20 protein-coding genes are annotated in these 22051 nt (G+C 67.4%); 15 read left to right on the top strand and 5 right to left on the bottom strand.

The annotated features are described in order from the left end of the window. Positions 1-50: 50 nt before the first annotated feature. The 13 genes from ACQVBX_RS01235 to ACQVBX_RS01175 all read left to right on the top strand — a co-directional run bounded on the left by ACQVBX_RS01235 (position 51) and on the right by ACQVBX_RS01175 (position 15570). Entirely contained in the window at positions 51-1295 is a 1245-nt protein-coding gene (locus ACQVBX_RS01235; protein WP_431636085.1) for an AAA family ATPase, read from the top strand. Continuing rightward, positions 1280-2647, top strand: a complete 1368-nt coding sequence (locus tag ACQVBX_RS01230) for a CpaF family protein (RefSeq protein WP_431636084.1) — start codon at positions 1280-1282, stop codon at positions 2645-2647. The genes ACQVBX_RS01235 and ACQVBX_RS01230 overlap by 16 nt, the downstream gene beginning before the upstream one ends. Further along, complete coding sequence (locus ACQVBX_RS01225; protein ID WP_431636083.1) at positions 2644-3564, top strand: type II secretion system F family protein; 921 nt, start codon at positions 2644-2646, stop codon at positions 3562-3564. The genes ACQVBX_RS01230 and ACQVBX_RS01225 overlap by 4 nt, the downstream gene beginning before the upstream one ends. Positions 3565-3664: 100 nt before the next feature. Then, on the top strand, positions 3665-4564 hold the full coding sequence (locus ACQVBX_RS01220; RefSeq protein ID WP_431636082.1) for a type II secretion system F family protein: 900 nt from the start codon (positions 3665-3667) through the stop codon (positions 4562-4564). A gap of 2 nt (positions 4565-4566) precedes the next feature. After that, positions 4567-5397 carry a tetratricopeptide repeat protein gene (locus ACQVBX_RS01215; protein ID WP_431636081.1) on the top strand — a complete coding sequence of 277 codons (831 nt, stop codon included), beginning with the start codon at positions 4567-4569 and terminating at the stop codon, positions 5395-5397. Further along, positions 5394-5828 (top strand): DUF3613 domain-containing protein, encoded by a 435-nt coding sequence (locus tag ACQVBX_RS01210; RefSeq protein ID WP_431636080.1) that lies wholly within the window; start codon positions 5394-5396, stop codon positions 5826-5828. Before ACQVBX_RS01215 ends, ACQVBX_RS01210 begins: the two co-directional genes overlap by 4 nt. 91 nt (positions 5829-5919) lie before the next feature. After that, entirely contained in the window at positions 5920-7626 is a 1707-nt protein-coding gene (locus tag ACQVBX_RS01205) for a pilus assembly protein TadG-related protein (RefSeq protein WP_431636079.1), read from the top strand. Between the two features lie 116 nt (positions 7627-7742). Next, the gene (locus tag ACQVBX_RS01200) at positions 7743-8492 is read left to right on the top strand and encodes a DUF2968 domain-containing protein (protein ID WP_431636078.1); all 750 of its coding nucleotides are present in this window, start codon (positions 7743-7745) and stop codon (positions 8490-8492) included. 553 nt (positions 8493-9045) lie between these two features. Next, positions 9046-11247 (top strand): Six-hairpin glycosidase-like protein, encoded by a 2202-nt coding sequence (locus ACQVBX_RS01195; RefSeq protein WP_431636077.1) that lies wholly within the window; start codon positions 9046-9048, stop codon positions 11245-11247. Beyond that, the gene (locus ACQVBX_RS01190) at positions 11244-12713 is read left to right on the top strand and encodes an MFS transporter (RefSeq protein ID WP_431636076.1); all 1470 of its coding nucleotides are present in this window, start codon (positions 11244-11246) and stop codon (positions 12711-12713) included. The genes ACQVBX_RS01195 and ACQVBX_RS01190 overlap by 4 nt, the downstream gene beginning before the upstream one ends. A 132-nt stretch (positions 12714-12845) precedes the next feature. Further along, positions 12846-14534 carry an alpha-amylase family glycosyl hydrolase gene (locus ACQVBX_RS01185; RefSeq protein ID WP_431636075.1) on the top strand — a complete coding sequence of 563 codons (1689 nt, stop codon included), beginning with the start codon at positions 12846-12848 and terminating at the stop codon, positions 14532-14534. A 144-nt stretch (positions 14535-14678) separates the two neighbouring features. Further along, on the top strand, positions 14679-14957 hold the full coding sequence (locus ACQVBX_RS01180; RefSeq protein WP_431636074.1) for a hypothetical protein: 279 nt from the start codon (positions 14679-14681) through the stop codon (positions 14955-14957). Positions 14958-15177: 220 nt separating this feature from the next. Continuing rightward, positions 15178-15570: a GFA family protein gene (locus ACQVBX_RS01175; RefSeq protein ID WP_431636073.1), complete on the top strand. Its 393-nt coding sequence runs from the start codon at positions 15178-15180 to the stop codon at positions 15568-15570. Positions 15571-15707: 137 nt separating this feature from the next. Here ACQVBX_RS01175 and ACQVBX_RS01170 read toward each other — a convergent pair whose 3' ends face one another. The 3 genes from ACQVBX_RS01170 to ACQVBX_RS01160 all read right to left on the bottom strand — a co-directional run bounded on the left by ACQVBX_RS01170 (position 15708) and on the right by ACQVBX_RS01160 (position 18567). Next, positions 15708-16445, bottom strand: a complete 738-nt coding sequence (locus ACQVBX_RS01170) for an alpha/beta hydrolase (RefSeq protein WP_431636072.1) — start codon at positions 16443-16445, stop codon at positions 15708-15710. A gap of 314 nt (positions 16446-16759) precedes the next feature. After that, positions 16760-16963 (bottom strand): hypothetical protein, encoded by a 204-nt coding sequence (locus ACQVBX_RS01165; RefSeq protein ID WP_431636071.1) that lies wholly within the window; start codon positions 16961-16963, stop codon positions 16760-16762. Between the two features lie 179 nt (positions 16964-17142). Beyond that, positions 17143-18567: an aldehyde dehydrogenase family protein gene (locus tag ACQVBX_RS01160; protein WP_431636070.1), complete on the bottom strand. Its 1425-nt coding sequence runs from the start codon at positions 18565-18567 to the stop codon at positions 17143-17145. 118 nt (positions 18568-18685) lie between these two features. Between ACQVBX_RS01160 and ACQVBX_RS01155 the strand changes: the two genes are divergently transcribed. After that, entirely contained in the window at positions 18686-19606 is a 921-nt protein-coding gene (locus ACQVBX_RS01155) for a LysR family transcriptional regulator (RefSeq protein ID WP_431636069.1), read from the top strand. Positions 19607-19794: 188 nt separating this feature from the next. Here the strand turns inward: ACQVBX_RS01155 and ACQVBX_RS01150 are convergent, their stop codons facing one another. Next, positions 19795-19938, bottom strand: a complete 144-nt coding sequence (locus ACQVBX_RS01150) for a hypothetical protein (protein ID WP_431636068.1) — start codon at positions 19936-19938, stop codon at positions 19795-19797. Between the two features lie 78 nt (positions 19939-20016). Continuing rightward, positions 20017-21024: a zinc-dependent alcohol dehydrogenase family protein gene (locus ACQVBX_RS01145; RefSeq protein ID WP_431636067.1), complete on the bottom strand. Its 1008-nt coding sequence runs from the start codon at positions 21022-21024 to the stop codon at positions 20017-20019. A gap of 119 nt (positions 21025-21143) precedes the next feature. Between ACQVBX_RS01145 and ACQVBX_RS01140 the strand changes: the two genes are divergently transcribed. Then, positions 21144-22001: a LysR family transcriptional regulator gene (locus ACQVBX_RS01140; protein WP_431636066.1), complete on the top strand. Its 858-nt coding sequence runs from the start codon at positions 21144-21146 to the stop codon at positions 21999-22001. Positions 22002-22051: the final 50 nt, after the last annotated feature.

Here is a 22051-nt window from a genome sequence, read left to right as displayed (position 1 = left end):
CCATGAACGCGGCCATATCAATCGCCACGAACCGGAAGATGGAGCCACGCGTGGACCTGTCCTTCTACTCGCCGGACGCAGCCCGCGCACAGCGCCTCGCCGCGCGACTGCGCGATCTCGCATCGGTGCACTGGGAAGACAGCCGCCACTTCTCTGCCGAGCGCTGGCTGCAACACCAGCCGCGCCGTCAGCTCATGTTGCTCGATTTCGCCGCTGAGGCGACCAGTGCCTCGATGGCGCTGGCGCGGCAACTGGCATCGGTCGCCCCGGAAGTCGCCCTGTTCGGCGTCGGCTCAACCGGTACCGACCGTGCCTCCGGCGTGCTCTGCGCGCTGCGCGCCGGGGTGCGCGACTACATCGACATGGACGCCAGCGACGAGGAGCTGGCTGCGCTGTTGCACAAGGCGCTGCACCACGCCTCGACCGACACCGAGCAGACGACCACGGCGCCCGCCCCGCAGGGACAGCTGGTGGTGCTGCTTGGCGTCCGGCCCGGCATGGGCACCAGTACGCTGGCGGCGCACCTGGGCACCCGAGCCGTTGCTTCCGTGGCGACAGGGGAACCGGCCAGCGAGGTCTCCCGCGCGTTGCTGCTGGATCTGGGACACCCCAAGGGCGACGCCGCGCTCTACCTCGGCGTGTCAAGCAACTTTCACTACGCGGATGCCCTGCGCAACGCGCATCGCATCGACTCGACCCTGATCCACACCGCGCTGCCCCACCACGCGACGGGCCTGACGGTGATGACGCAGCCGATTGGGTCTGCCGATCCCGGGAACGATCCGGCGGAGTCGCGCCTGCTCGTCAAACGCCTGCAGGGAATGTTCGATCTTGTGCTGTGCGACGTGGGCGGCATGGAGGTTCAACGCATCCCGCCCGGCATTTTGCTGGCGGCCGACCAGATCTGGCTGATCGCCGACCAGGCGATCGCGTCGGTTGTCTCGCTGGACAACTGCCTGCGCGAACTGGATCGAATGGGGTTGCGCGACCAACGCCTGTCGCTGGTCATCAGCCACCACGACACCAATTGCGTCATAGCCGCCAACCGCCTGGCCGAGCGCTTCCAGCTGCCGCTGCTGGCCAACCTTCCTGATCGCCAGCGCGTTCTGCGCGCCAGCGCGAACCAGGGGCTCCTGCTCCAGCAGGTCGCGCCGAAGGATCCATACCTGAAGGCGCTGACTCCAATGCTGGCCAGGCTACGCATCTGCGCGCACAGCGTGCAGGGAACATCCGCCATGCCGTGGTGGAAACACATCTTGCTTCGTATGAGAGGTCGCCGATGGAAAGCATCCTGACTCCCGACAATCCACGGCTATCGGCTGCAGTCCGGCGCGCCAACGTCGCGGCGCAGCTGGACGGCGAGGGCGTGCCATTCGAACAGACGCGGCAGTTCCATGACGTGTTGACGGCAGCGCACGAGTTTCTGCTCAACCGCATCGAGGACCAGCGGCTGGACATCGGCTCGTGGGCTCAGGACACCGTCATCAAGTTCATCGATGCGGAGACGTCCGTGTTCGTGCAGGAGTGGCACATTCCGGTCAACGAGACCGAAATGCGCAAGGTGGCCGGCGCACTGATGAAGGAACTCACGGGCTACGGCCCGCTGGAGGACCTGCTGATGGACCCGGATGTCGAGGACATCCTGATCAACGGCTTCGACGACGTTTATGTGTCGCGTGGCGGCAACCTGCAGCGCGAGTACGCCCGCTTCAGCGACAACAATCACCTGCTGCGCATCGTGCGGCGGATTCTCGCCCCACTCGGCCGCCGCCTGGACGAATCCAATCCCATGGTGGATGCCCGACTGCCCAACGGCGGTCGGCTCAATGCGGTCATCGAGCCGCTCTCGGTCGGCGGCCCCAGCGTGTCCATCCGCAAGTTCCGGCGCGATCCTTTCACGCCGGACGACCTGCTCGACCGCGGCGCCTTCGATCGCGCGATCTACGCGCTGCTCAAGGGCGCAGCGATCAGTCGCTGCAACATCATGATCTCCGGCGGAACGAGCTCCGGAAAGACCTCGCTGCTGAACGCCCTGGCGACCTTCATTCCCCACAACGAGCGCGTCATCACGGTGGAGGACACCGCCGAGCTGGCGCTCAACCACCCCCACGTGGTGCGCCTGGAGAGCCGGCTGGGCGGCTTCGACGGCAGCGGCACGGTTGGCATTCGCGATCTGGTACGCAACAGCCTGCGCATGCGCCCCGACCGTATCGTGGTCGGCGAGGTGCGTGGCGCAGAGGTGCTGGAGATGCTCCAGGCGATGAACACCGGCCACGATGGCTCGATGTCGACCATTCACGCGAACTCCCCGCGCGACGCGTTGTACCGGCTGGAGATGCTGGCCGGATTCGCTGGCTTCCAGGGCAGCGAAAGCAGTCTGCGCCGGCAGATCGCCAGCGCGCTGGATTTCATCATTCAGATCGCACGACTCAGCAACGGCCGGCGCGTGATCGCCTCGATCACCGAGGTCACCGGGGTGGGCGACAACCTGATCACCACCCAGGAAATGTATCGGCATGAAACCTTTACCGACCTCGACGGCAAGGAACAGAGCCGCTGGCCAAGCCTCGGCTTTCATCCGCACACGCAAAAGCTCGAGCCGTTCCGACAGTTCCTGCGCGAGGCGGCGGAGGGACGGCAACCGTGAGCCATGTGCTGGCCCTACTCAGCTTTGCCATCCTGCTACTCGCAGGTGCCATCGAGCTTTGGTGGGGCAGTTCGGCGCGGCTGCGGCAGCGCCGCAGCGCCGCGCACGTCGAAGCACAGTTGGCGACAGGCCCCTCTTCCCCGGTGGCCACGGTAAAAGCCTCGACCACCAGGGGCCTGGAAACTCTTCCCACCGATGCACTGCTGTTGCGCGCCGACTTGCCCACGGGGCTACGCGTGCCCGTGCTGGTGGCCGCACCTTGCATGGCACTGGCGCTGGCGGGCTGGTGGCGACTGCACAGTGCCTGGGCGATGTCGATGGTGCTGGGCCTGCTCGGCTGCATGGTCTGGCTTTGGCTTCGCTCGCGCATCGAGCAGCACCGCCGCAAGCTGTTGCGTCAGCTGCCCGACTTCCTCGATGGCATGGTGCGCCTGACCACTATCGGCAACAGCCTGCCCATGGCGTTCCAGAGCACCGCGGCGACCATGCAGCCGCCGCTGCGGACCGTGCTTGACCGCACCCTGCGTTCGGTGCGTGCAGGACATGACCTGGATCGCGCACTGCAACTGGCCTCGCGCCCCTACCACCTGCACGAGTTCGAGCTGCTGCATGTGGTGCTGGGTACAGGCATGCGTATCGGCGGCCGCGCGGATCAGATCCTCCAACGCATGAGCGATTTCATGCGCGACCTGGCGCAAGCCCGCCAGGAACTTCAGGCAACCACGTCGGAGACCCGGCTGTCGGCCTGGGTGCTGGGCCTGCTCCCGGTAGCCGTCGCCGTCGGCATGACCATGTTCAACCCGGCGTTCTTCAAGCCCATGTTCACCGAACCGCTCGGCCATCGCTTGTTGCTGATCGCCCTCGCGCTGGAGCTCACCGGTGGCTTCATTCTCTACCGCATGACGAAATCCCTGTGATGCATTCGCCCCTCTTCGCCAGCGACTCGTCGAAGGAGTACATCGTCTGAATACCAGCCTGCTTTGGGCCACTGCCTGCCTGGTTTCGCTGCTGGGCGCCGTGTCGTTCGGCGCAAGCCTGCTGTTGCAACGCAAGCGCGACGCGCTGCAGGCGCGGGCGCTGGATCGTGCCCTGGATAGGCGGTCAGCAGATGCATCGCCGTCCGGCGCCGCAGAGAAGCGCCCCTGGTGGCGAAACGGACTGGCGTGGCTGGAAGCCCTCGGGCACCGCTTCGAGAGCGGAGGCCTGGGGCGGATCCTGCTGGCGTCGGAAGACCGCCTCCTGCTGGACCAGATCAACGCCAACACGTTCTCCGGCCGAGCCGTGTTTCTCGGCATGCGCCTGGCGCTGGCGCTGGCACTGCCGATCCTGGCCGCCGCGTGGCTGCACCCGACCGGTGTTCGTGCCTTCATCACCCTGCTCGCGGGCTTTGGCCTTGGTGTACTGCTGCCCAAGTTCGGTCTCGATGCCTGGGCCAAACGCCTGCGCCGCCGTGTCGAGGACGAGCTACCGCTGCTGATCGATCTGCTGCGCCTGCTCCAGGGCGTCGGCTTCAGCATCGACCAGAGCCTGCAGATGATCGACGAGCGGTTCGGCGTGATCGTGCCGCTGCTCGGCCGCGAGATTCATGCCGCCAATACCGCATACATCCACGGCCGGGGGCGCGCGCAGTCGCTACGGCGCCTGTCCGAAGCCTTCGGCAACGAGGACCTGAAGAGCCTCGTGCAGATCATCGTTCAAGTGCACGAGCATGGAGGCGTGGTGCAGGAGCCACTGCGCCAGTTTGCCGAGCGCCTTCGCGAACAGCGCCGCATGGCCATGAAAGAAAAAATCGGCAAGCTCTCGGTGAAGATGACGCTGGTGATGATGCTTACCCTGCTCCCTGCGCTGATGCTGGTGCTGGCGGGGCCGGCGGCCATTTCACTCATCGACACGATGGTCAAACTCAAGGGACATTGACCATGATCGCCCGCCAGATGACAACCGTGTTCATCGCCTGCTTCCTGCTGTGCGCGTGCGGCAGGACGTTGGGAGGCTATCCGCGCCACGATCTGCAGCCCTCCCTCGCCGCGCCGGCCGCCCCAGTCAATAGCGACCGCACCATGTACCTCGGGTTGATCCGCAAGATGCAGCAGCAAGGCGCCTACTACGCTTCGCTTGCGCACATCGATGCCTTTCGGCTGCGCTTCGGCGACTCGCCAGCCTTGCGTCGGCTTGAGGCCGATGCGCTGCGCGAAACCGGGCAACGCGTCGCTGCGCAAAGCATCTACCGGGGTCTGACCGAGGGAACCGAGGCGGCTGCGGCCTGGCATGGGCTGGGCCTGATCGCTGCGGCTGAAGGGCGCTATGCCGAGGCCGTGCAGGATCTGCTGAAGGTCGTGCAGCTTGAGCCGGCCAATGTCGCCTACCTGAGCGATCTCGGTTATGCGCGCCTGTGCTCCGGCGACATCGCGGGAGCGCATGAGCCACTCGCCGAAGCGACCGAACTGGATCCCGCCAATGTCCAGGCCGTCTCCAACCTTGCACTTTGGGCAACGTTGAGCGGCAACGAGTCAGGGGCGGAGCAGATCATGCAGCGCGCCGACCTGCCCCAGGCAACACGCGACGCGGTGCGTCGCTCGGCCTGGCAACTGCGCGCGGCGCGACCAGGCAGCGCAGCCGACGCTGGATCGCCGGAATCTGCAGGTGCTGGCGTCGCCAGCCCCGCCGCGGCTCGCCCCGTGGCTGGCATACCCGGCGGCCTGCTGGATCGCCTCGGCTCATCCACTCCCGCCTACAAGGCCCGCCCATGACAACGTTGCGCCCCGCCCTGCCCTGCTCCGGCCTTCTGGCCACGCTGGTTTTGATGGTTCTTATCAGCGGCCCCACGCTCGCGCAGCAGGAGCCATTGACCGGCACGATGATGAGCCACCGGGATCTCAAGACGCCTCCACAGCGCGCCCTGGCGAGCGTGATCCCAGACGGCACCACCGCGACGGCACCGCACGATCCGACCATCGGCACGCCCACGCCCAGGGATGAGGATTTCACCGCCGCCGAACCCGGCGATGCCACGCGCCATCTGCTGCAGATGCAAGTCAGCGCAAGCCAGTCAGGACCGCACCTGCCCATGCTGGGGGACGAAGCGACTGCCAGCTACCGGCGCTACCTGCAGAGCTTCGAGCACCCCATCCCGGAGTTCTACAAAACCACGGTCGGCAAGAACGGCGACAGCGGGAGGTAGCGACATGGCCAGGCGCTCATGCGCGACCTTGCGCCTCCCGGCGGCCGGAACCGGTGGGCGCCCCACTGGCCGCGCCCGGCAACGCGGATCCATGTCCATCCCGATGATGCTGATGCTCGTCGGGCTGATCGGCATGCTCGGTCTGGTCGAGGTCGGCTACCTGTACTGGGCCAAGCGAGACACCCAGAAGGTCGCCGACCTGGCGGCCCTCTCCGGCGCGCAGCACCTCCCCGACTGTCTCAGTTCCATCCAGTCCGCCAGCAATAACGCCGCGCTGGACAACCATTTCGGCGGGACGCTGAGCATCGACGCATGCGGAACCTGGGCACCCGTGGCGAATGCCAACGCCGATCATTTCGTCTCGCCCTCCGCCGGCGGCACGCCGGCCAACGCGGTGAAGATCGTCGCCCAGCGCCCTGTGCTTCCCATCTTCGGGAACAGCCTCCCGATTGGTAGCGTCAGCGCGACCGCGGTTGCCATCCATAGCCCACCCGTCGCCGCCTTCTCGGTGGGGTCGCGATTGGCCAGCATCAGCCCCACCTCGGCGCTCAACCAGTTGCTGGGCTCGGCGCTGGACAGCTCACTGGGACTGCAACTGCTCAGCTACAACGGCATCGCCAATGCCGATATCTCACTGCTTGGGCTGGTCGATCAATTGGGCATCAACGCCGGAACGCTCAGCAGCGTGCTCGGCACCCAGGTGAGCATCAGCCAATTTCTCGATGCGTACGTTCAGGCGCTGTCGCAGAGCGCCGATGCCGCCACCATCGACATGAACCTCGTGCAGAGCCAGGTCGCTGCCATCGAGGCGCAGATCGGCACCACTACCATCGCGCTGGGAGACATCCTCAACGTCCAGGCCCATACCGACGACCCCAACGTCGCACTCGACACTCAGGTCAGTGCGCTGGACATCCTGTCCGGTGCGCTGCTGGCAGCCGACGGCAAGAACGCCTTGGCGCTGCGCGCGCTGGCGGTCAATCTTCCCGGCGTAGCGAACGCCGATCTCTCACTCACCGTTATCGAACCGCCACAGATCGGCGTAGGACCGGTAGGCACCACCGCGCACACGGCGCAGGTACGACTGTCGCTGGCCGTGACGGCATTGAGCGGCACGGCCCTGACCAGCAACCAGTCGCTGCTGGACATCCCCCTGTATCTCGAAGTGGCTCCTGCCACGGCCACGCTGACCGCGATCCAGTGTGGCGCCCAGGACAATGGCAGCACGCGGGATGACGTGACCATTTCCGCGACACCTGGGCTGGTGAATGCTTATGTCGGCAAGCTGCCGAGCGACGCCATGAACAACACGCAGCAGAGCTGGCCGGCTCTCATCGCCGGCGGACAGGCCGTGCCCGTGGTGAACGTCAATCTCCTGGGCATTCCGGTGGCCACCTTGAACCTGCAGTCGTCCGTCAGCCTGTCTGCGGCATCGACGCCACCACCTTCCCATGTCTTCAGCGTGGACCCAGCGCTCCCCATCGGCCAGCAGGCCGGCATGACCTGGTCCACCGCCGACTCACCGACGATTGGGCTGGGCAACGTCATAAGCAGCCTGCTCGGCTCGACCAACCTGCAGACCAGCGACACGCTACTGGGAACCCCGCTGGGGATCGACCTGGGCGCCCTGCTCAACGGGCTTACATCGCTGTTGAGCCCGGTGCTGGTGCCGCTGTTCGACACGCTCGACACGCAGTTGGTCAGCCCGCTGCTTCAGCCACTGGGCATCGAACTGGGATCGGCTGACGTGCGGCTGATGTCGGTCCGCTGCGACGCCGGCGCACAGCTGGTGTACTGACCGCGTATCGACCAAGAGGATCCGCCAGACGGCCTTCGATGCACACCCCAAATGCAGGCGACGACTCGGCTGGCAACTCACATCACGCAACCAATGAAACACAGGGGAACCATCCAATGAACCGCAGTGCGATATCGCTTGGCAAACCAGCGTCGACAGTCCTCGTACTGGTTGTCTGTGCCGTGTTGGGCGCCTGCGCGAGCGTGCCACCGGCAACGCCCGCACCGACAGCCGCCGCGCCGGCTGAAAAACACAGCGTGGCGCCATCCGAGCTTCCCTCCGGAACGATGGAAACGTTGCACGAGCTCATCGACTCTCACCAGCTGACCGAGCTGCGGACGACATACAACGGCACCTATGGCGCCAGTTTGCTCTTTCAGTCGGAGAAGCTGGGGTATTTCGTGGTGCTGTTTCACGCCAAGGAATTCTGGCGCGTCATCCAGACCGATTCCTACGACAACGCCGAATCCCTCTACCGCACGTTCGCCGAGCAGACCCAGAGCCTGGCCAAGGTGGACCTGGATGCCCTGCGCTTGCAGGCCCAGAAGGCTTACGCCGAGCGCATGGTGGCGCTGAACGAGCAGCGTCTGCAGGCGCTTCAGCACGACCTGACGTATCAACAGCAACAGGCGCGCCTGGTTGCCGCACAGCAAGCCCAGGCAAAGCAGCAGACGGCGACGCTCAGCGACGATCTGCGCACGACCAGCAGCCGCCTCGACGCGGTCAAGCAACACATCCAGCTGCTGGAGGCCCAGCAGAAGAACCCAAGCCTGGAAATTCCACCGGTGGCACCTGATCCGGGAACCGGAGGGGTCGCCGCGACCGGCGCCAGCAGCACCACCGCTGCTCCGGGTGCGACCAACTGAGGTCACCCTCGTGTCGCTCGCCCGCAATACATCTCGCTGCCCGGGTGGGGGGCGACGACTCCTGCGGCAACTGCCGCCAGTGCTGGATTCGTCGCTGATCCGCTGGAGTCGGCTCGGTGAGGCTGCTTGCCGCGACGAGTGCGCGACGTCGGCCACGCGACACACCGCCGGGCGTCCCCATGCCATGCCGCCGGGGCTTGATCTGTACCCGAGTCGATAGCAGACCCCCTGCACGGCCAGCCGTATCCGCTTTGGCCATGGAGCGAGGGGCCGACCGCGCTCCGCCAGGCATGCCGTGCCTCGCGCGTGTCGCAATGGCGCGTGGGCTCCGCTTGCCCACGTGTCGCCATGCCCATGAATACGTATGCAGCCGCTGGTTGCTGCACTGCGATGCTACCTAGCATCAGGGGGCTCGGCCGCTCGCGGTGCGGGTGCATGTTGCGACTGCAGCATGCGGGGGTAGCCGCGGCGTGACATAACGAACGCCTGCATCGTCCGAGGAGAGACCCAGCATGACCCTGACCCTTCCCCACGCCATGCGCGGGTTGAGCGCATGTTGAGCGCGCTGCTGGCCGCCTCGATGGCCGCCGCGCTGGCGCCACCGCCAGCCTGGCATGACGGACTGGACTGGCACGGCGTGCACGTAAGCGTGAGTGCCGATGCGCAGGGCGCGTACACCGTGGCCTGGCCCTACGGCCAGCGCGTGATCGGCAAGCAGCCGCTGGCTGTCGACACCGCCAGCCCCCTGTTCAACGGTCTGTTCGCGATGGCGCAGGACGACCTCAAGCAGGATTCGGTCACCGCGATCCGCGACGGCGCGTTCGACCACGGCCAGCCGATCCCCTGCCACTGCTTCGAGACCGGCCTGAAGTGGCCCTACGTGTGGACCCGCGACCTGTCGTACTCGATCGACCTGGGCCTGTGGCGCTTCGACGCCGACCGTGCGCGCAACGGCCTCGCCTTCAAGCTGTCGGACGTGCGCGTGCCGAGCGCACCGCAAGGCCTCTACGTCATGCAGGACACCGGCTCGGGCGGCAGCTGGCCGATCAGCACCGACCGCGTGGTGTGGTTCCTCGGCGCGCAGCACTTGCTGGGAGACAAGCCTTTCGCCGCCGACGTGTACAAGGCACTCGGCGACACGCTGGCGCAGGATCGCCAGTACGCCTTCGACGCGAAGTTCGGGCTGTACCGTGGCGAGACATCCTTCATGGACTGGCGCGAGCAGAGCTATCCGGCGTGGACCTTCGACGAGGTCACCTTCATCGGCCAGTCGTTCGCGCTGTCCACCAACGTGCTGCATTACCAGGCGCTGCAGATGGCCGCCACGCAGGCGCGCCAGCACGGCGACACTCGGGCCGCCGCCGATTACGCCGACCAGGCGAAGGCGCTGAAGGCCGCGATCAACGCGCACTTCTGGCGCGCCGATCGCGGCATGTACATGAGCTTCCTCGGTGGCGACGGCACGCCCAACGACACCTACGACCTGCTCGGTATCGCGCTGGCGATCACCAGCGGCGTAGCCGATGGCGAGCGCGCCTCCCGCACGCTGGCGAACTACCCGACCTGGCCGGCCGGCAGCCCGGTAATGTGGCCCGAGCGCCGCGACCAACCGATCTACCACAACCGCGCCATCTGGCCGTTCGTCAGCGCCTATGCGCTGCGTGCCGCGCGCGAGGTGAACCAGCCCGCGCGCATCGCGCATGAGATCGAATCGGTGATGCGCGGCGCGGCGCTGTACGGCTCGAATATGGAGAACTACGAGCTGCTCACCCAGGGCCAGCACGTGGACGAGGGCAAGCTCAGCGGACCGGTGGTCAACTCGCCGCGCCAGCTGTGGTCGGTGGCGGCGTACTTCGCCGTGGTCACCGAGGGCGTATTCGGCCTCAATGAAGACGGCAGCGTGCAGCCCAAGCTGCCCGCCTCGCTGGTGCCGATGCTGTTCGGCGACAAGCAAAGCATCTCGCTCACCCTGCCCGACCGCACCATCACCCTGCGGCTGCCGAAACAGCACCAGGGCAACCTGCTGGTGGCCGATCGCACGTCGACCCGCGGCCACACCACCACCGTGCAGCTGAAGGCGATCACCGTGAAGGACGCGCCGCTGCGCACCGACGCCCCGCTGTACGCGCCCGAGGCGCCGCCGGCGCCCACGCTCGGCGCGGACGGCCACACCTGGAAGGTGCAGGGCGACGGCAAGCTGCAGCTGTACGTCAACGGCCACCGCGCGCAGACGATCGATGGCGCCGGCACGCTGCCGCGCACCGGCACCCTCACCTGCATCAGCGCGACCCGGGTTGGCGACAATGGGCTGGAATCGCTGCACAGCCCGGCCGTCTGCGCCGATGAAGGCACACCAGTGGACGGCGCCTGGCCGCGCAGGTGGACGGCACCGGCCAGCGGCGAGTACCGCGTGTCGCTGAACTACGCGAACGACCACGGCCCGATCAACACCGGCATCACCGCCGCGGTGAAGATGCTGGCGATCCGCTGTGACGGCGCCCCCGAGCAACGCGTGCCGATCGTGATGCCGCACAGCGTGCGCGAGCAGCGCTCCACCTGGGGCGAGTTCGCCGCCCGGGCCGGCGCCCATTGCAGCTTTTCGCTGGAAGACGGCTTCAACATGAGCTACCTCAGCCACTTCGCCCACTACACCGGCGGCGTGGGCGGCAGCGACGGCCCGCTCAACGCGGCCGACGTGAAGGGGATGGTGATCGCGCCGCTGGGCGCTTCCGCGGACAAGGGCAACGCACGATGAGCAAGGCAAAACCGGAACTGTCGTTCTGGCAGATCTGGAACATGTGCTTCGGCTTCCTCGGCATCCAGTTCGGCTTCGCGCTGCAGAACGCCAACGTCAGCCGCATCTTTCAGACGCTGGGCGCGAACGTGGACCAGATCCCGGTGCTGTGGATCGCCGCGCCGTTCACCGGGCTGATCGTGCAGCCGATCATCGGTTACTTGTCCGACCGCACCTGGAACCGCTTCGGCCGCCGCCGCCCGTACTTCTTCGCCGGCGCGGTGCTGGCCACGATCGCGCTGATGGCGATGCCCAACTCGCCGGCGCTGTGGGTGGCGGCCGGCCTGCTGTGGATCATGGACGCCTCGTTCAACGTGTCGATGGAACCGTTCCGCGCCTTCGTCGGCGACCAGCTGCCGCCGAAGCAGCGGCCGCTGGGCTATGCGATGCAGAGCGTGTTTATCGGCGTCGGCGCGGTGGTGGCGTCGTTCCTGCCCTACGTGCTTACCCACTTCGGCGTGGCCAACACCGCACCGCCCGGCGAGGTGCCGCACTCGGTGATGTATGCGTTCTACGCCGGCGCGGCGGTGCTGCTCGGCGCCATGCTGTGGACCATCCTCAGCACCCGCGAATACCCGCCGGAGCAACTGCGGGCTTTTGCCGACGCCCACGTCAACGAGACGCCGGCGGCGGTGGGCGGCGCGTGGCGGGTCGGCGCGTTGTTCCTTGGGCTCGGTGCGGTGCTGCTGGCGCTGATCCAGCACTACGACCTGGAGAAGGAGTTGTACCTGCTGGCCGGCGGATTGGTCGGCTTCGGCGCGCTGTTCGTGTGGCTCAGCCGCACCCGCAGCCAGGGCGCGCTGCGCCAGATCATGGGCGACCTCTACGGCATGCCACGGCCGATGCGCCGGCTCAACTGGGTGCAGTTCTTCTCCTGGTTCGCCATGTTCGCGATGTGGATCAACACCACGCCGGCGGTGGCCGAGCGCTTCTACGGCAGCACCGACACCACCTCGGCTGCGTACAACGAAGGCGCGAACTGGGCTGGCGTGCTGATGGGCACCTACAACGGCGTGGGCGTGCTCGCCGCGATCCTCATTCCGCTGCTGGTGCGCGCCTGTGGGCTGCGCATGAGCCACCTGGTGAACCTGTGGCTGGGCGGCATCGGCCTGCTCTCGTTCCTGGTGATCCGCGACCCGCACTGGCTGATCGCCTCGATGGTCGGCGTCGGCTTCGCCTGGGCGTCGATCCTCTCGCTGCCCTACGCGATGCTCTCGGACAACCTGCCCGCCGCGAAGATGGGCATCTACATGGGCATCTTCAATTTCTTCATCGTGATCCCGCAGCTGATGGCCGCCAGCGTGCTCGGCGTGCTGCTCAAGCTGTTCTTCCATCACCAGCCGATCTGGGCACTGGGCCTGGGCGGCGCCAGCCTGCTGATCGCCGGCCTGTGCACGCTTCGCGTGCCGCGGATGGAAGTCGCCTGATTTCACCGCCCCCCATGTAGGAGACCGCTCGCGGGCGATGCTCTTGGCTCTTTGCTTCGATGTGGATCAGGAGCAGAAGCATCGCCCGCGAGCGGGCTCCTACAAAAAGCACCGCACCACGGAAACCAAACCATGATCGCCAAGCGCCTGCTCCCCGCCCTCGTCGCCACGCTCGGCTGTGGCCTCGCCCACGCCGCCACGCCGGCCAGCGAACCCGTCTTCGTCGGCACCGACGCACCCATGGCGTCCAACGCGATCTACTTCGTGCTCACCGACCGCTTCGTCAACGGCGACCCGTCCAACGACCACCGCGACCAGGGCGGCGCGCATCGCACCTGGGACATCCCGGTGCCCGGCGCGCCGAAGGGCGAGAGCGCGAACATCGGCTACCTCGGCGGCGACTTCCAGGGCGTGCTGGAGAACGCCGGCTATATCCGCGGCATGGGCTTCGGCGCGGTGTGGATCACCCCTATCGTCGACAACCCGGACGAGGCCTTCACCGGCGGCGACCCGGTGAGCTGGGGCTCGAAGTTCACCGACCGCGGCAAGACCGGCTATCACGGCTACTGGGGCGTCAACTTCTACAAGCTCGACGAGCACCTGCCGAGCCAGCACCTGGACTACCGCCAGTTCACCGCCGGCATGCACCAGGCGGGACTGAAGGTGGTGCAGGACATCGTGGTCAACCACGGCTCGCCCGCCTTCACCATGCCGGTGAAGCAGCCGCAGTACGGACAGATCTTCGACAAGAACGGCAAGCTCATTGCCGACGAACAGAACCTGCCGCCGTACCAGCTCGACCCTGTGCGCAACCCGCTGCACCGCTTCTATCACGCGTACGACGACCTGGTGCAGCTGTCCAACAACGACGACCAGAACCCTGCCGTGCTCGATTACATGGTTGGCGCCTACGAGCAGTGGATCGACGAAGGCAGCGACGCGTTCCGCATTGACACCATCAGCCACATGTCGACCGCGTTCTGGAAGCAGTTCAGCGACCGCATCCGCGCCAAACATCCTGGCTTCTTCATGTACGGCGAAGCGTTCGACTACAGCCCCGACAACATCGGCAAGTTCACCTGGCCTTCGAGCGGCTCCATCAGCGTGCTCGACTTTCCGCTGCGCGGCCGCATGGGTGACGTGTTCGAGCATCCGGACAGCGACTACGCGCAGATCCTCGACCGGCTCTACCTCACGAATGGCCCGTACCAGAACCCGTACGAGCTGGTGACCTTCTACGACAACCACGACATGGCGCGGCTCAACGCCACCGACGACGGCTTCATCGACGCCAACAACTTTCTGTTCACCGCGCGCGGCATCCCGGCCATCTACTACGGCTCGGAGACCGGCTTCGAACGCGGCAAGGCCGAGCACGAGGGCAACCGCAACTACTTCGGCCAGGCGCGCATCGACGCAGCACCGAAGAGCCCGATCTACCAACACCTCAAGCGCATCGCCACGCTGCGCGAAAGCACGCCCGCGCTGCAGCGCGGCCTCATGCTTCCGATCCGCTTCGCCGGTCAGCAGGCCGCGTTCTACCGCGTCTATCAGCAAGGAGACACCCACCAGATCGCCCTCGTGCTGCTCAACAAGGGCGACCAGCCGGCCACGTTCGAGGTGAGCGACAAGCTGCAACCCGGCCAGTGGAAGCCGGCGTTCGGGGGCAAGGCGATCACGGTGGCGGACAGTGGCACGCTGAAGGCCAGCGTGCCCGCGCACGACGTGCAGGTGTACCTGCTCGATGCGCCGGCAACGCGCCAGGATCTGGTGGCCGAGCTGACACGCTTGATGGAAGAGCGCGGGCATCCCGCGCGCTGAACGAGCCGGCCGTTCTGCCGGGCCGGGGCGCTCGCGGGCGCCTCAACAGGACCCGGAATTGCCAGCTCCCGGCGATGGGCTGGCCACGAGCGGTGCGCGGGCTCGCGCTACGCTTTGCCCACTCACATGACGGCCGCCTCCCCCATGCACGCTCGTTCCTGGATCAGACCGTTGTGCGTCGTGGCGCTCGTCACGGCGTTGTTGCTGGGCATACCCCTCGTGGCGATGCACTTTACGAACGAGGTGCGTTGGACGGCCGGGGATTTCGTGGTCGGCGCTGCGCTTCTGTTGTCCGCCGGCACGGCCATCGTCGTCGGCCGGCGCCTGACGACATCGGCGCGGAGCCGGCGCCTGGTGGTCGCGGGCGTGCTGCTGGTGCTCCTGCTCGTCTGGGCACAGCTTGCAGTCGGCTTGTTCTCCTAAAGAGCCAGCAGACCGACGCAAGCGGCTCCTCCCTGAGCCCTCACCCCTGAGCGAGCACTGCACGCCGAGGGCTGTCGGCTGGACATCCGCGATGAAGGCATCGCCAGCGATACGCTCCCCGCGTACTTGATCCAAGGCCTGCGCCTGCGCCAGGCCTTGATCTGCCGTCGACCTGTCCGCAGGGATGATGCGTGCCCGATGCTTTTCGCGGAGACGGCACATGGAACGATTCACGGGAGGCTGCCTGTGCGGCGACGTCCGTCTGGAGGCCTCAGGCCGCCCCTATCGGGTCGGCCTCTGCCACTGCCTGGATTGCCGTAAGCACCACGGCGCGCTGTTCTTCGCCGCAGCGATCTTTCCGCACACGGCAGTGGCGATCCTGGGAGATCCACGGCACTACGGCGGACGCTTTTTCTGCCCCCGCTGTGGCTCGTCGGTCTTCGCCCGCTACGGCGATGAGATCGAAGTGCACCTGGGAGCGCTGGATGCCCCGGACCAGCTGATGCCAACCTACGAAAACTGGACCGTCCGCCGCGAGAGCTGGCTGCCGCCGTTTCCGCTCACCCACCATTACCCGGGCAACCGCGAGGGCACCGGCCGCTCGGAAACCTAGCGCCATCGCTTGCAAAATGCGGGTCGGAGTGATCTTTCAAGCCGCGCCCGCGGACGCATGCTTACCTCGGCCCCAGAGGGACGTCACTCACTCGGCTCCTCTGGCCGTAATCGTTCCGGCCAGATCATTAGCCGCGGCTACCGTCCCACCTCGCGCAGAAACTGCTCGAAGCTCTGCAGGTTGGCCGTATAGCCGGCCGGGTCGCGCGACTTCACCAGGGTCGAGGCGCCGTGCACGCCTGCCTTGGGCTGGTAGTGGGTGACGTTGTCGCCGTGCGCGTCGCGTAGCACTTCTGCCACGTTGGCAGCCTCGTCCGGGCCGGTGGTGATGTAGAACGGAACGGTCACCTTCGCCGCGGCCGTCTTGATCAGGTTCTTGTCGTCGAAGTATTCACCGGGCGAGAAGCTGGCGATGGCGGTAAGCCCCGACGGATGGCGCGCGGCAAGCAGGATCACCAGCGCCGACGAATAGGAGCTTCCTACCGCAACGATGGTCGCGTAGTGGCGGTCGCGCGCCCAGGCGAGCGCGGAGTCGAGATCCGGCGCGGCCTGCAGGTAAGCCGCGGACTTGCCCAGAGCAGCCACCGTCTGGTTGTGACCACCGAACAGCTCGCCGCCCGAGCGCTGGTCGATCGCCAGCGTGTCGTAACCGAGCTGGTTGAACCGGGCGATCAACGGGTCGTACTCGTGACGACTGGCGCTGGCCTGATGGAACAGCAGCAGCACCTTGTCGTTGTCGGCCCGGGCCTTACTCAGGGTGCCGTAGACGGTGACCTGGTCGGCCGTGTGCAAGGTGACAGGTTCGGCGGCCAGGGCGTTGCCGCCCAGCATGGCGAGCAACGCGAAAGCGGCGAAGCGGACGATGGATTGGCGCATGGATGAACTCCCTGGACTGCGACGAAAAAGCGACGGCACGGCGGCCCTAGCCCATAACCCCGTGGGTGGGCGACGCCGAACTTACCACCGCGGGCGTCGGCCGACGGCACGGGGCGGTCGAACATCCCTTCCCTTCGTCGCGATCGCGCCATCGGTCACCTGCGCACGTGGACCAGCGCGTTGCAGCGGGCGTGACAGTGGCAGTCCAGTGTCGACCCTCCGCTCCGACCGGAATGGCTTTATAGCGGCATTTGACGCCGCGCCTACATCAGAGGGCGCCGGCCTCTTGGCTGTTCATCGCAGCGCATGTCGTCTTAGAGCATGCGGATCGCCGGCCGCTGCGCCTGCCGCTGGGCAGCGACACCGTGCAGCGCATCGAGACGAAGAATCGCCACGTTGCGGCCGAACTCGCCAGCTGGCGCGAACTGGCACTGTCGACCGACTTCTGAGCCTCGCGGGATCGGGCCGGCGGCGAAACCCCACGCCGCCGGCTCACCCAGGTCCAGCCGCGCAGACAAGCGCGGGGCACTAGCCGAACATCGCGCCGATCAGCGCCAGGGCAGCCAGCGTCACCGTATCGCCACCCGTGGCCCGTCGATGGTGTCGCCGAGGAGCAGATACCCCTGGCGCCGGCGGCCCGCCTTTTGCCGCGAGCGCGCAGTCGACACCCGGCGCGAACCGTCTGCGCTCCCTCTTCTCAGCTCTGACCCACCACGATCGCCTGCGGCTCCAGATACGCCTCCAGCCCGTAGTGGCTGTTTTCCCGCCCGATGCCCGATTGCTTGAACCCGCCGAACGGCGCCTTGGGTTCATGGGTAAGCGTGTTGACCAGTACGCGGCCCGCCTCGATCTGCGCGGCCACGCGAGCGCCACGGGCGCTGTCGCCGGTGAGCACGTAGGCGTGCAGGCCATAGGAGGTGTCGTTGGCGATGGCGATTGCCTCGGCCTCATCGCGGTACGGAATGACGGTGAGGACCGGGCCGAAGATTTCCTCGCGGGCAATCGTCATGTCGTTGCGCGCGTCGGTGAACACGGTGGGCTTGACCAGCCAGCCGCGGGTGATGCCCTCGGGGCGGCCTTCGCCGCCGATCAGCACGCGGGCGCCTTCCTCGATGCCGCGCCGGATGTAGCCCTGCACGCGCTGCCACTGCCTGGCACTGACCATCGGACCGATGGCGGTGGCGGGATCGCGTGGATCGCCGGAGGGGGTGGTGCGCACCTGTTCGACGATGGCGGCTTCGCATTCGGCCAGCCGCGAGGCGGGCACCAGGATGCGCGTGCCGGCAATGCAGGCCTGCCCGCTGTTCATGAAGCCGGCACTCACCGCCAGCGGGATCGCGGTGGCGAGGTCGGCGTCGTCCAGCACGATGGTGGGCGACTTGCCGCCCAGCTCCAGCGTGACCCGCTTGAGCGTGTCCGCGCCGCTGCGCAGGATCGCGCGCCCGACGGCGGTGGAGCCGGTGAAGGAGATCTTGGCCACGTCCGGATGCGCGCTGATCTGCGCGCCGACCACGTCGCCGCGTCCGTTGACGATGTTGGCCACGCCGGGCGGCAGGCAGGCTTCGTGCAAGGCCTCCATCACGATCTGCGTCTGCAGCGCACTCATCTCGCTGGGCTTGATCACCGCGGTGCAGCCGGCGGCCATCGCGGTGGCGAGCTTGCCGCAGATGAAGCCCGCGTCGCTGTTCCACGGCGTGATGAGCCCGGCCACGCCGAGCGGCTTCATCACCACGCGGGCGCTGCCCGCCGTGTGTTCGAACGCGTACTCGGCCAGGGTGGCCGCAGCCTCGCCGATCACCTGGTGACTGTAGGCCGCCATCCAGCGCGCCCGCGACACCGGGGCGCCGTACTCGGTGACGATGGCGTCGAACAGCTCGTCCTCGCGCGCGGCCATGGCGGCCTGCATCCGCTGCAGCATGGCAAGGCGCTGCTCGCGGGTGGTGCGCGAGAAGGCGGGGAAAGCAGCCTTGGCCGCGGCGATGGCGCGCCGGGCGTCGTCGGCGTCGCCCAGGCGCACCTGGCCGATCACTTCTTCGGTGGCCGGGTTGAACAGGTCGAACCATTCGCTGCCGTGCGGGGTGACGAAGGCGCCGTTGATGTAGATGTGCTCGATGCGTTGCATGGGGATGTCCTCAAACGGCAGGGAAGTTGCCGGGTCGCAGAGCAGTGTGGGTGCGCCGCACCGTTGCGATAAGCCGGTGTATGGTGCAAGGGGCATCCTCAAAATCGGGACAATCTGCATGCATCGCTCCGGCCTGACCGAACTCGACGCCGTGCTGGCCGTGGCCCGCCGCGGCAGTTTCCGTGCGGCGGCGAAGGAGCTGGGCATGTCCACCTCCGCGGTAAGCAACGCGGTGGCCGGACTGGAAGCGCGCCTGGCATCGCGGCTGTTCAACCGCACCACGCGCAGCGTCGCGCTTACCGAGGCGGGCCAGCGCTACGTGGCGCGCATCGAGCCGGCGGTCACCGAGATCCGCCGCGCGTCCGAGGAAATCCACGGCGACCCTTCGACGCCCTCCGGCACGTTGCGGCTGAACACCTCGGCGGGCGCGGCGCAGATGATCTTCGACACGCTGATCCTCGACTTCCTGCAGCGCCATCCGCAGATGAAGGTGGACATCGTGAGCGAGGCGAAGCTGGTGGACATCGTGGCGCTGGGTTTCGACGCCGGCATCCGGCTGGCCGAGAGCGTGCCGCAGGACATGGTGGCCGTGCCGCTAAGCCCGGACCTGCGCATGGTGGTGGTGGGCTCGCCCGCGTATCTCGCCGCGCACGGCGTACCGCAGTCGCCGGCGGACCTGTCCGGCCATCAGGCGGTGCGTATGCGGCTGTCGCACGGCGGGCTTCATGCCTGGGAGCTGGAACGTCACGGCGAGACGCTGGCGATCGACGTGCCGGGCCGGCTGCTGCTCGACGATCCGCAGCTGATGCGTAACGCCGCCCGCGCCGGCATGGGCCTGGCGTTCCTGTCCGAGTGGCATATCCGCGAGGAGCTGGCGCGCGGCGAACTCATCCCGGTGCTGCAGGACTGGTGCCCGCCGTTCCCCGGCCTGCGCCTTTATTACCCGGGCCATCGCCACGTGCCCGCCGGCTTGCGCGCCCTGATCGACCTGATCCGCGAACGGGCGCTGGCCTCCGACGAACCGACGCGCGGCGCTTGAGATCAACTGCACCATCCGCCCGCCGGATCGGCGACCCACTCTCAGACGTGGCGCGAACCTGACGCAATCGGCAGACCGGGCAGCGGGCGGTGGCGCCGTGCTGTTGCATGGCAATCGCCGCCGCTCGACGCTGGACATGACAGCGCGCCCACGGATGGGGGCCCGGTCATGGTTGCAGCCCTGCAGGCTTACTTCTGCACGGGATACAGCGCCGCGTGCAGCTTCTGGCTTGCCTGCGCCACTGCCGCCTTGGCGGCCGGGGTATCGGCCAGGGCATTGAGCATCACGAAGTCGTGGATGGTGTTCAGGTAGCGGGTGGCCGTAACGTCCACGCCGGCATCCATCAGCTTGTGCGCATAGGCCTCGGCTGGGAGCCAAAAAGGCGCTGCTGACGCAGCGCCTTGGTCGTCTCAGCCCGCCACCTCCACCACCACTTTGCCGGCGGCCTTGCCACTCTCGATCAGCTGATACGCCTGCTCCGCCTCGGCCAGCGTGAAGCGGTGCGTGTCCAGATGCGTGCGCAGCTGGCCCTGCTCGGCCAGTCGTGTCGCCTCGCGCAGGATCTCACCGTGGTGGGCGCGGCCCTGACCGGTGAGCAGCGGGCGCAGGGTGAACACGCCGGAATAAGTGCCGGCGCGGAACGACAGCGGCGCCAGCGCGTGGGTGCCCCAGCCCAGGGCGCTGACCACGTGGCCGTGATACGGGCGCGCCGCCTCGAACGAGGCGTCCAGCGTGGCGCCGCCGACCGTGTCGTAGATGACGTCGAAACCCTCGCTGCCGGTTTGCTGCTGCACGTAGTCGGCGACCGGCGTGGTGGCGTAGTCGATGGCAGCGGCGCCGTAGCCTTCGATCATCGCTTTTTGCGCGGCGCTGCCGGTGGCGAACACTTCGGCGCCGTGGGCGCGGGCGAGCTGCACGGCCAGATGGCCCACGCCGCCGGCGCCGCCGTGCACCAGCACGCGCTGACCGGCATGCACGCGAGCACGATCGACCAGCCCCTCGTACGCGGTGATGAAGCCCAGCGGCAGCGCCGCCGCCTCGCGCATGGACAGGTTGGCGGGCTTGAGCGCCAGCAGCGAGGCATCGACCGCGGCGTACTCGGCCAGCGAGCCCTGCACGCCGCCGACGCCGCCGGTCAGGCCGTACACCGCATCGCCGATGCGCCAGTTGCTCACGTCCGGCCCGAGTGCCACCACCGTGCCGGCCAGGTCGATGCCGAGCACCGCCGGCAGCGGATGTTTCGCGTGGGCGGCCTTGCCGGCGCGGATCTTGGTGTCCAGCGGATTGAGCCCGGCGGCGGCCACGCGCACCAGCACCTGGCCCGGACCGGGAACCGGCACGGCGAGGTCCACGAGGCGCAGCGGGGTGTCGATCTGCTCGGCAACGGCGGCTTGCATGGTGTCGGGAATCAGGTTCATGGCGAGGTCTCCATCGGGAAGGTGGAAGCCATGGTGGACCCGATCGACATGCATGGAAATCGACGTTTTTGTTTTTTATCCATGCAAAAATGCATGCAATGTCACTGCGGGAGCCGGCGATGGATTGGAGCGACGTACGCATCTTTCTCGCCATCGCGCGCGAGGGCTCGCTGGGCGCCGCGGCACGCGCAGTCGGGCAGACCCAGCCGACCATGGGCCGGCGGCTGCGCGCGCTGGAAGCATCGGTGGGACAGACGCTGTTCCAGCGCACGGCCGACGGCTTCGTGCTCACCGACGAAGGCATGGCGGTGATGGCCAGCGCCGAACGCATGGAGGAGGAAGCACTCGCCTTCGAGCGCGCCCTGGCCAGCCGCGAGAGCACGCTAAGCGGCCAGCTGCGGCTGGCGGCCTCGGACTGGTTCGGCAGCTACGTGCTCACGCCGGTGCTGGCCGAGTTCGCGCGCCGGCATCCCTCGGTGACGGTGGAACTGCTCACCGACGCGCGCCTGTACAGCCTGGCCCGGCGCGAGGCCGACCTGGCGTTCCGCATAAAAGCATTCGACGAGCCGGACGTGATCTCGCGCCGCCTGCTGCGCATGCCCTACGCGCTCTACGCACACCGCGACCAGCTGCGCCCGCGCAAGGGTGGGCGCGGCGTGCGGCTGGTCACCATGAACGCCGCGTTCGGAGGCATGCCGGACGTCACTTGGCTGAAGCAGCACCTGCCCGACGCCAGCGTTGCCTTCACCAGCAACAGCCGCGACGTCCAGGCGCGCCTGTGTGCGCAAGGCGTCGGCATGGCGGTGCTGCCGACCGCGCTGGGCGACGCGTTCGGCGAGCTTAAACGGATCAATCTCGGCGAGCCGCCGCCGTCACGCTACACCTGGCTCGGCTACCACAAAGACCTGAAGCGGCTGAACCGTCTACGCAGCCTGCTGGAACTGCTCATCCAGCACTTCGATGGAGCGGCGGCGTAGCACGCGGCCGCGTCAGGACAGCACGCTTGGCGAGTGGCCCTCCGCCGACC

It is taken from the genome of Dyella thailandensis (genome assembly GCF_050749815.1).
Lineage (GTDB): Bacteria > Pseudomonadota > Gammaproteobacteria > Xanthomonadales > Rhodanobacteraceae > Dyella_A.
The sequence above is the reverse complement of the archived record's forward strand: the minus strand, read 5'-3'. Positions and strand labels throughout refer to the sequence as shown.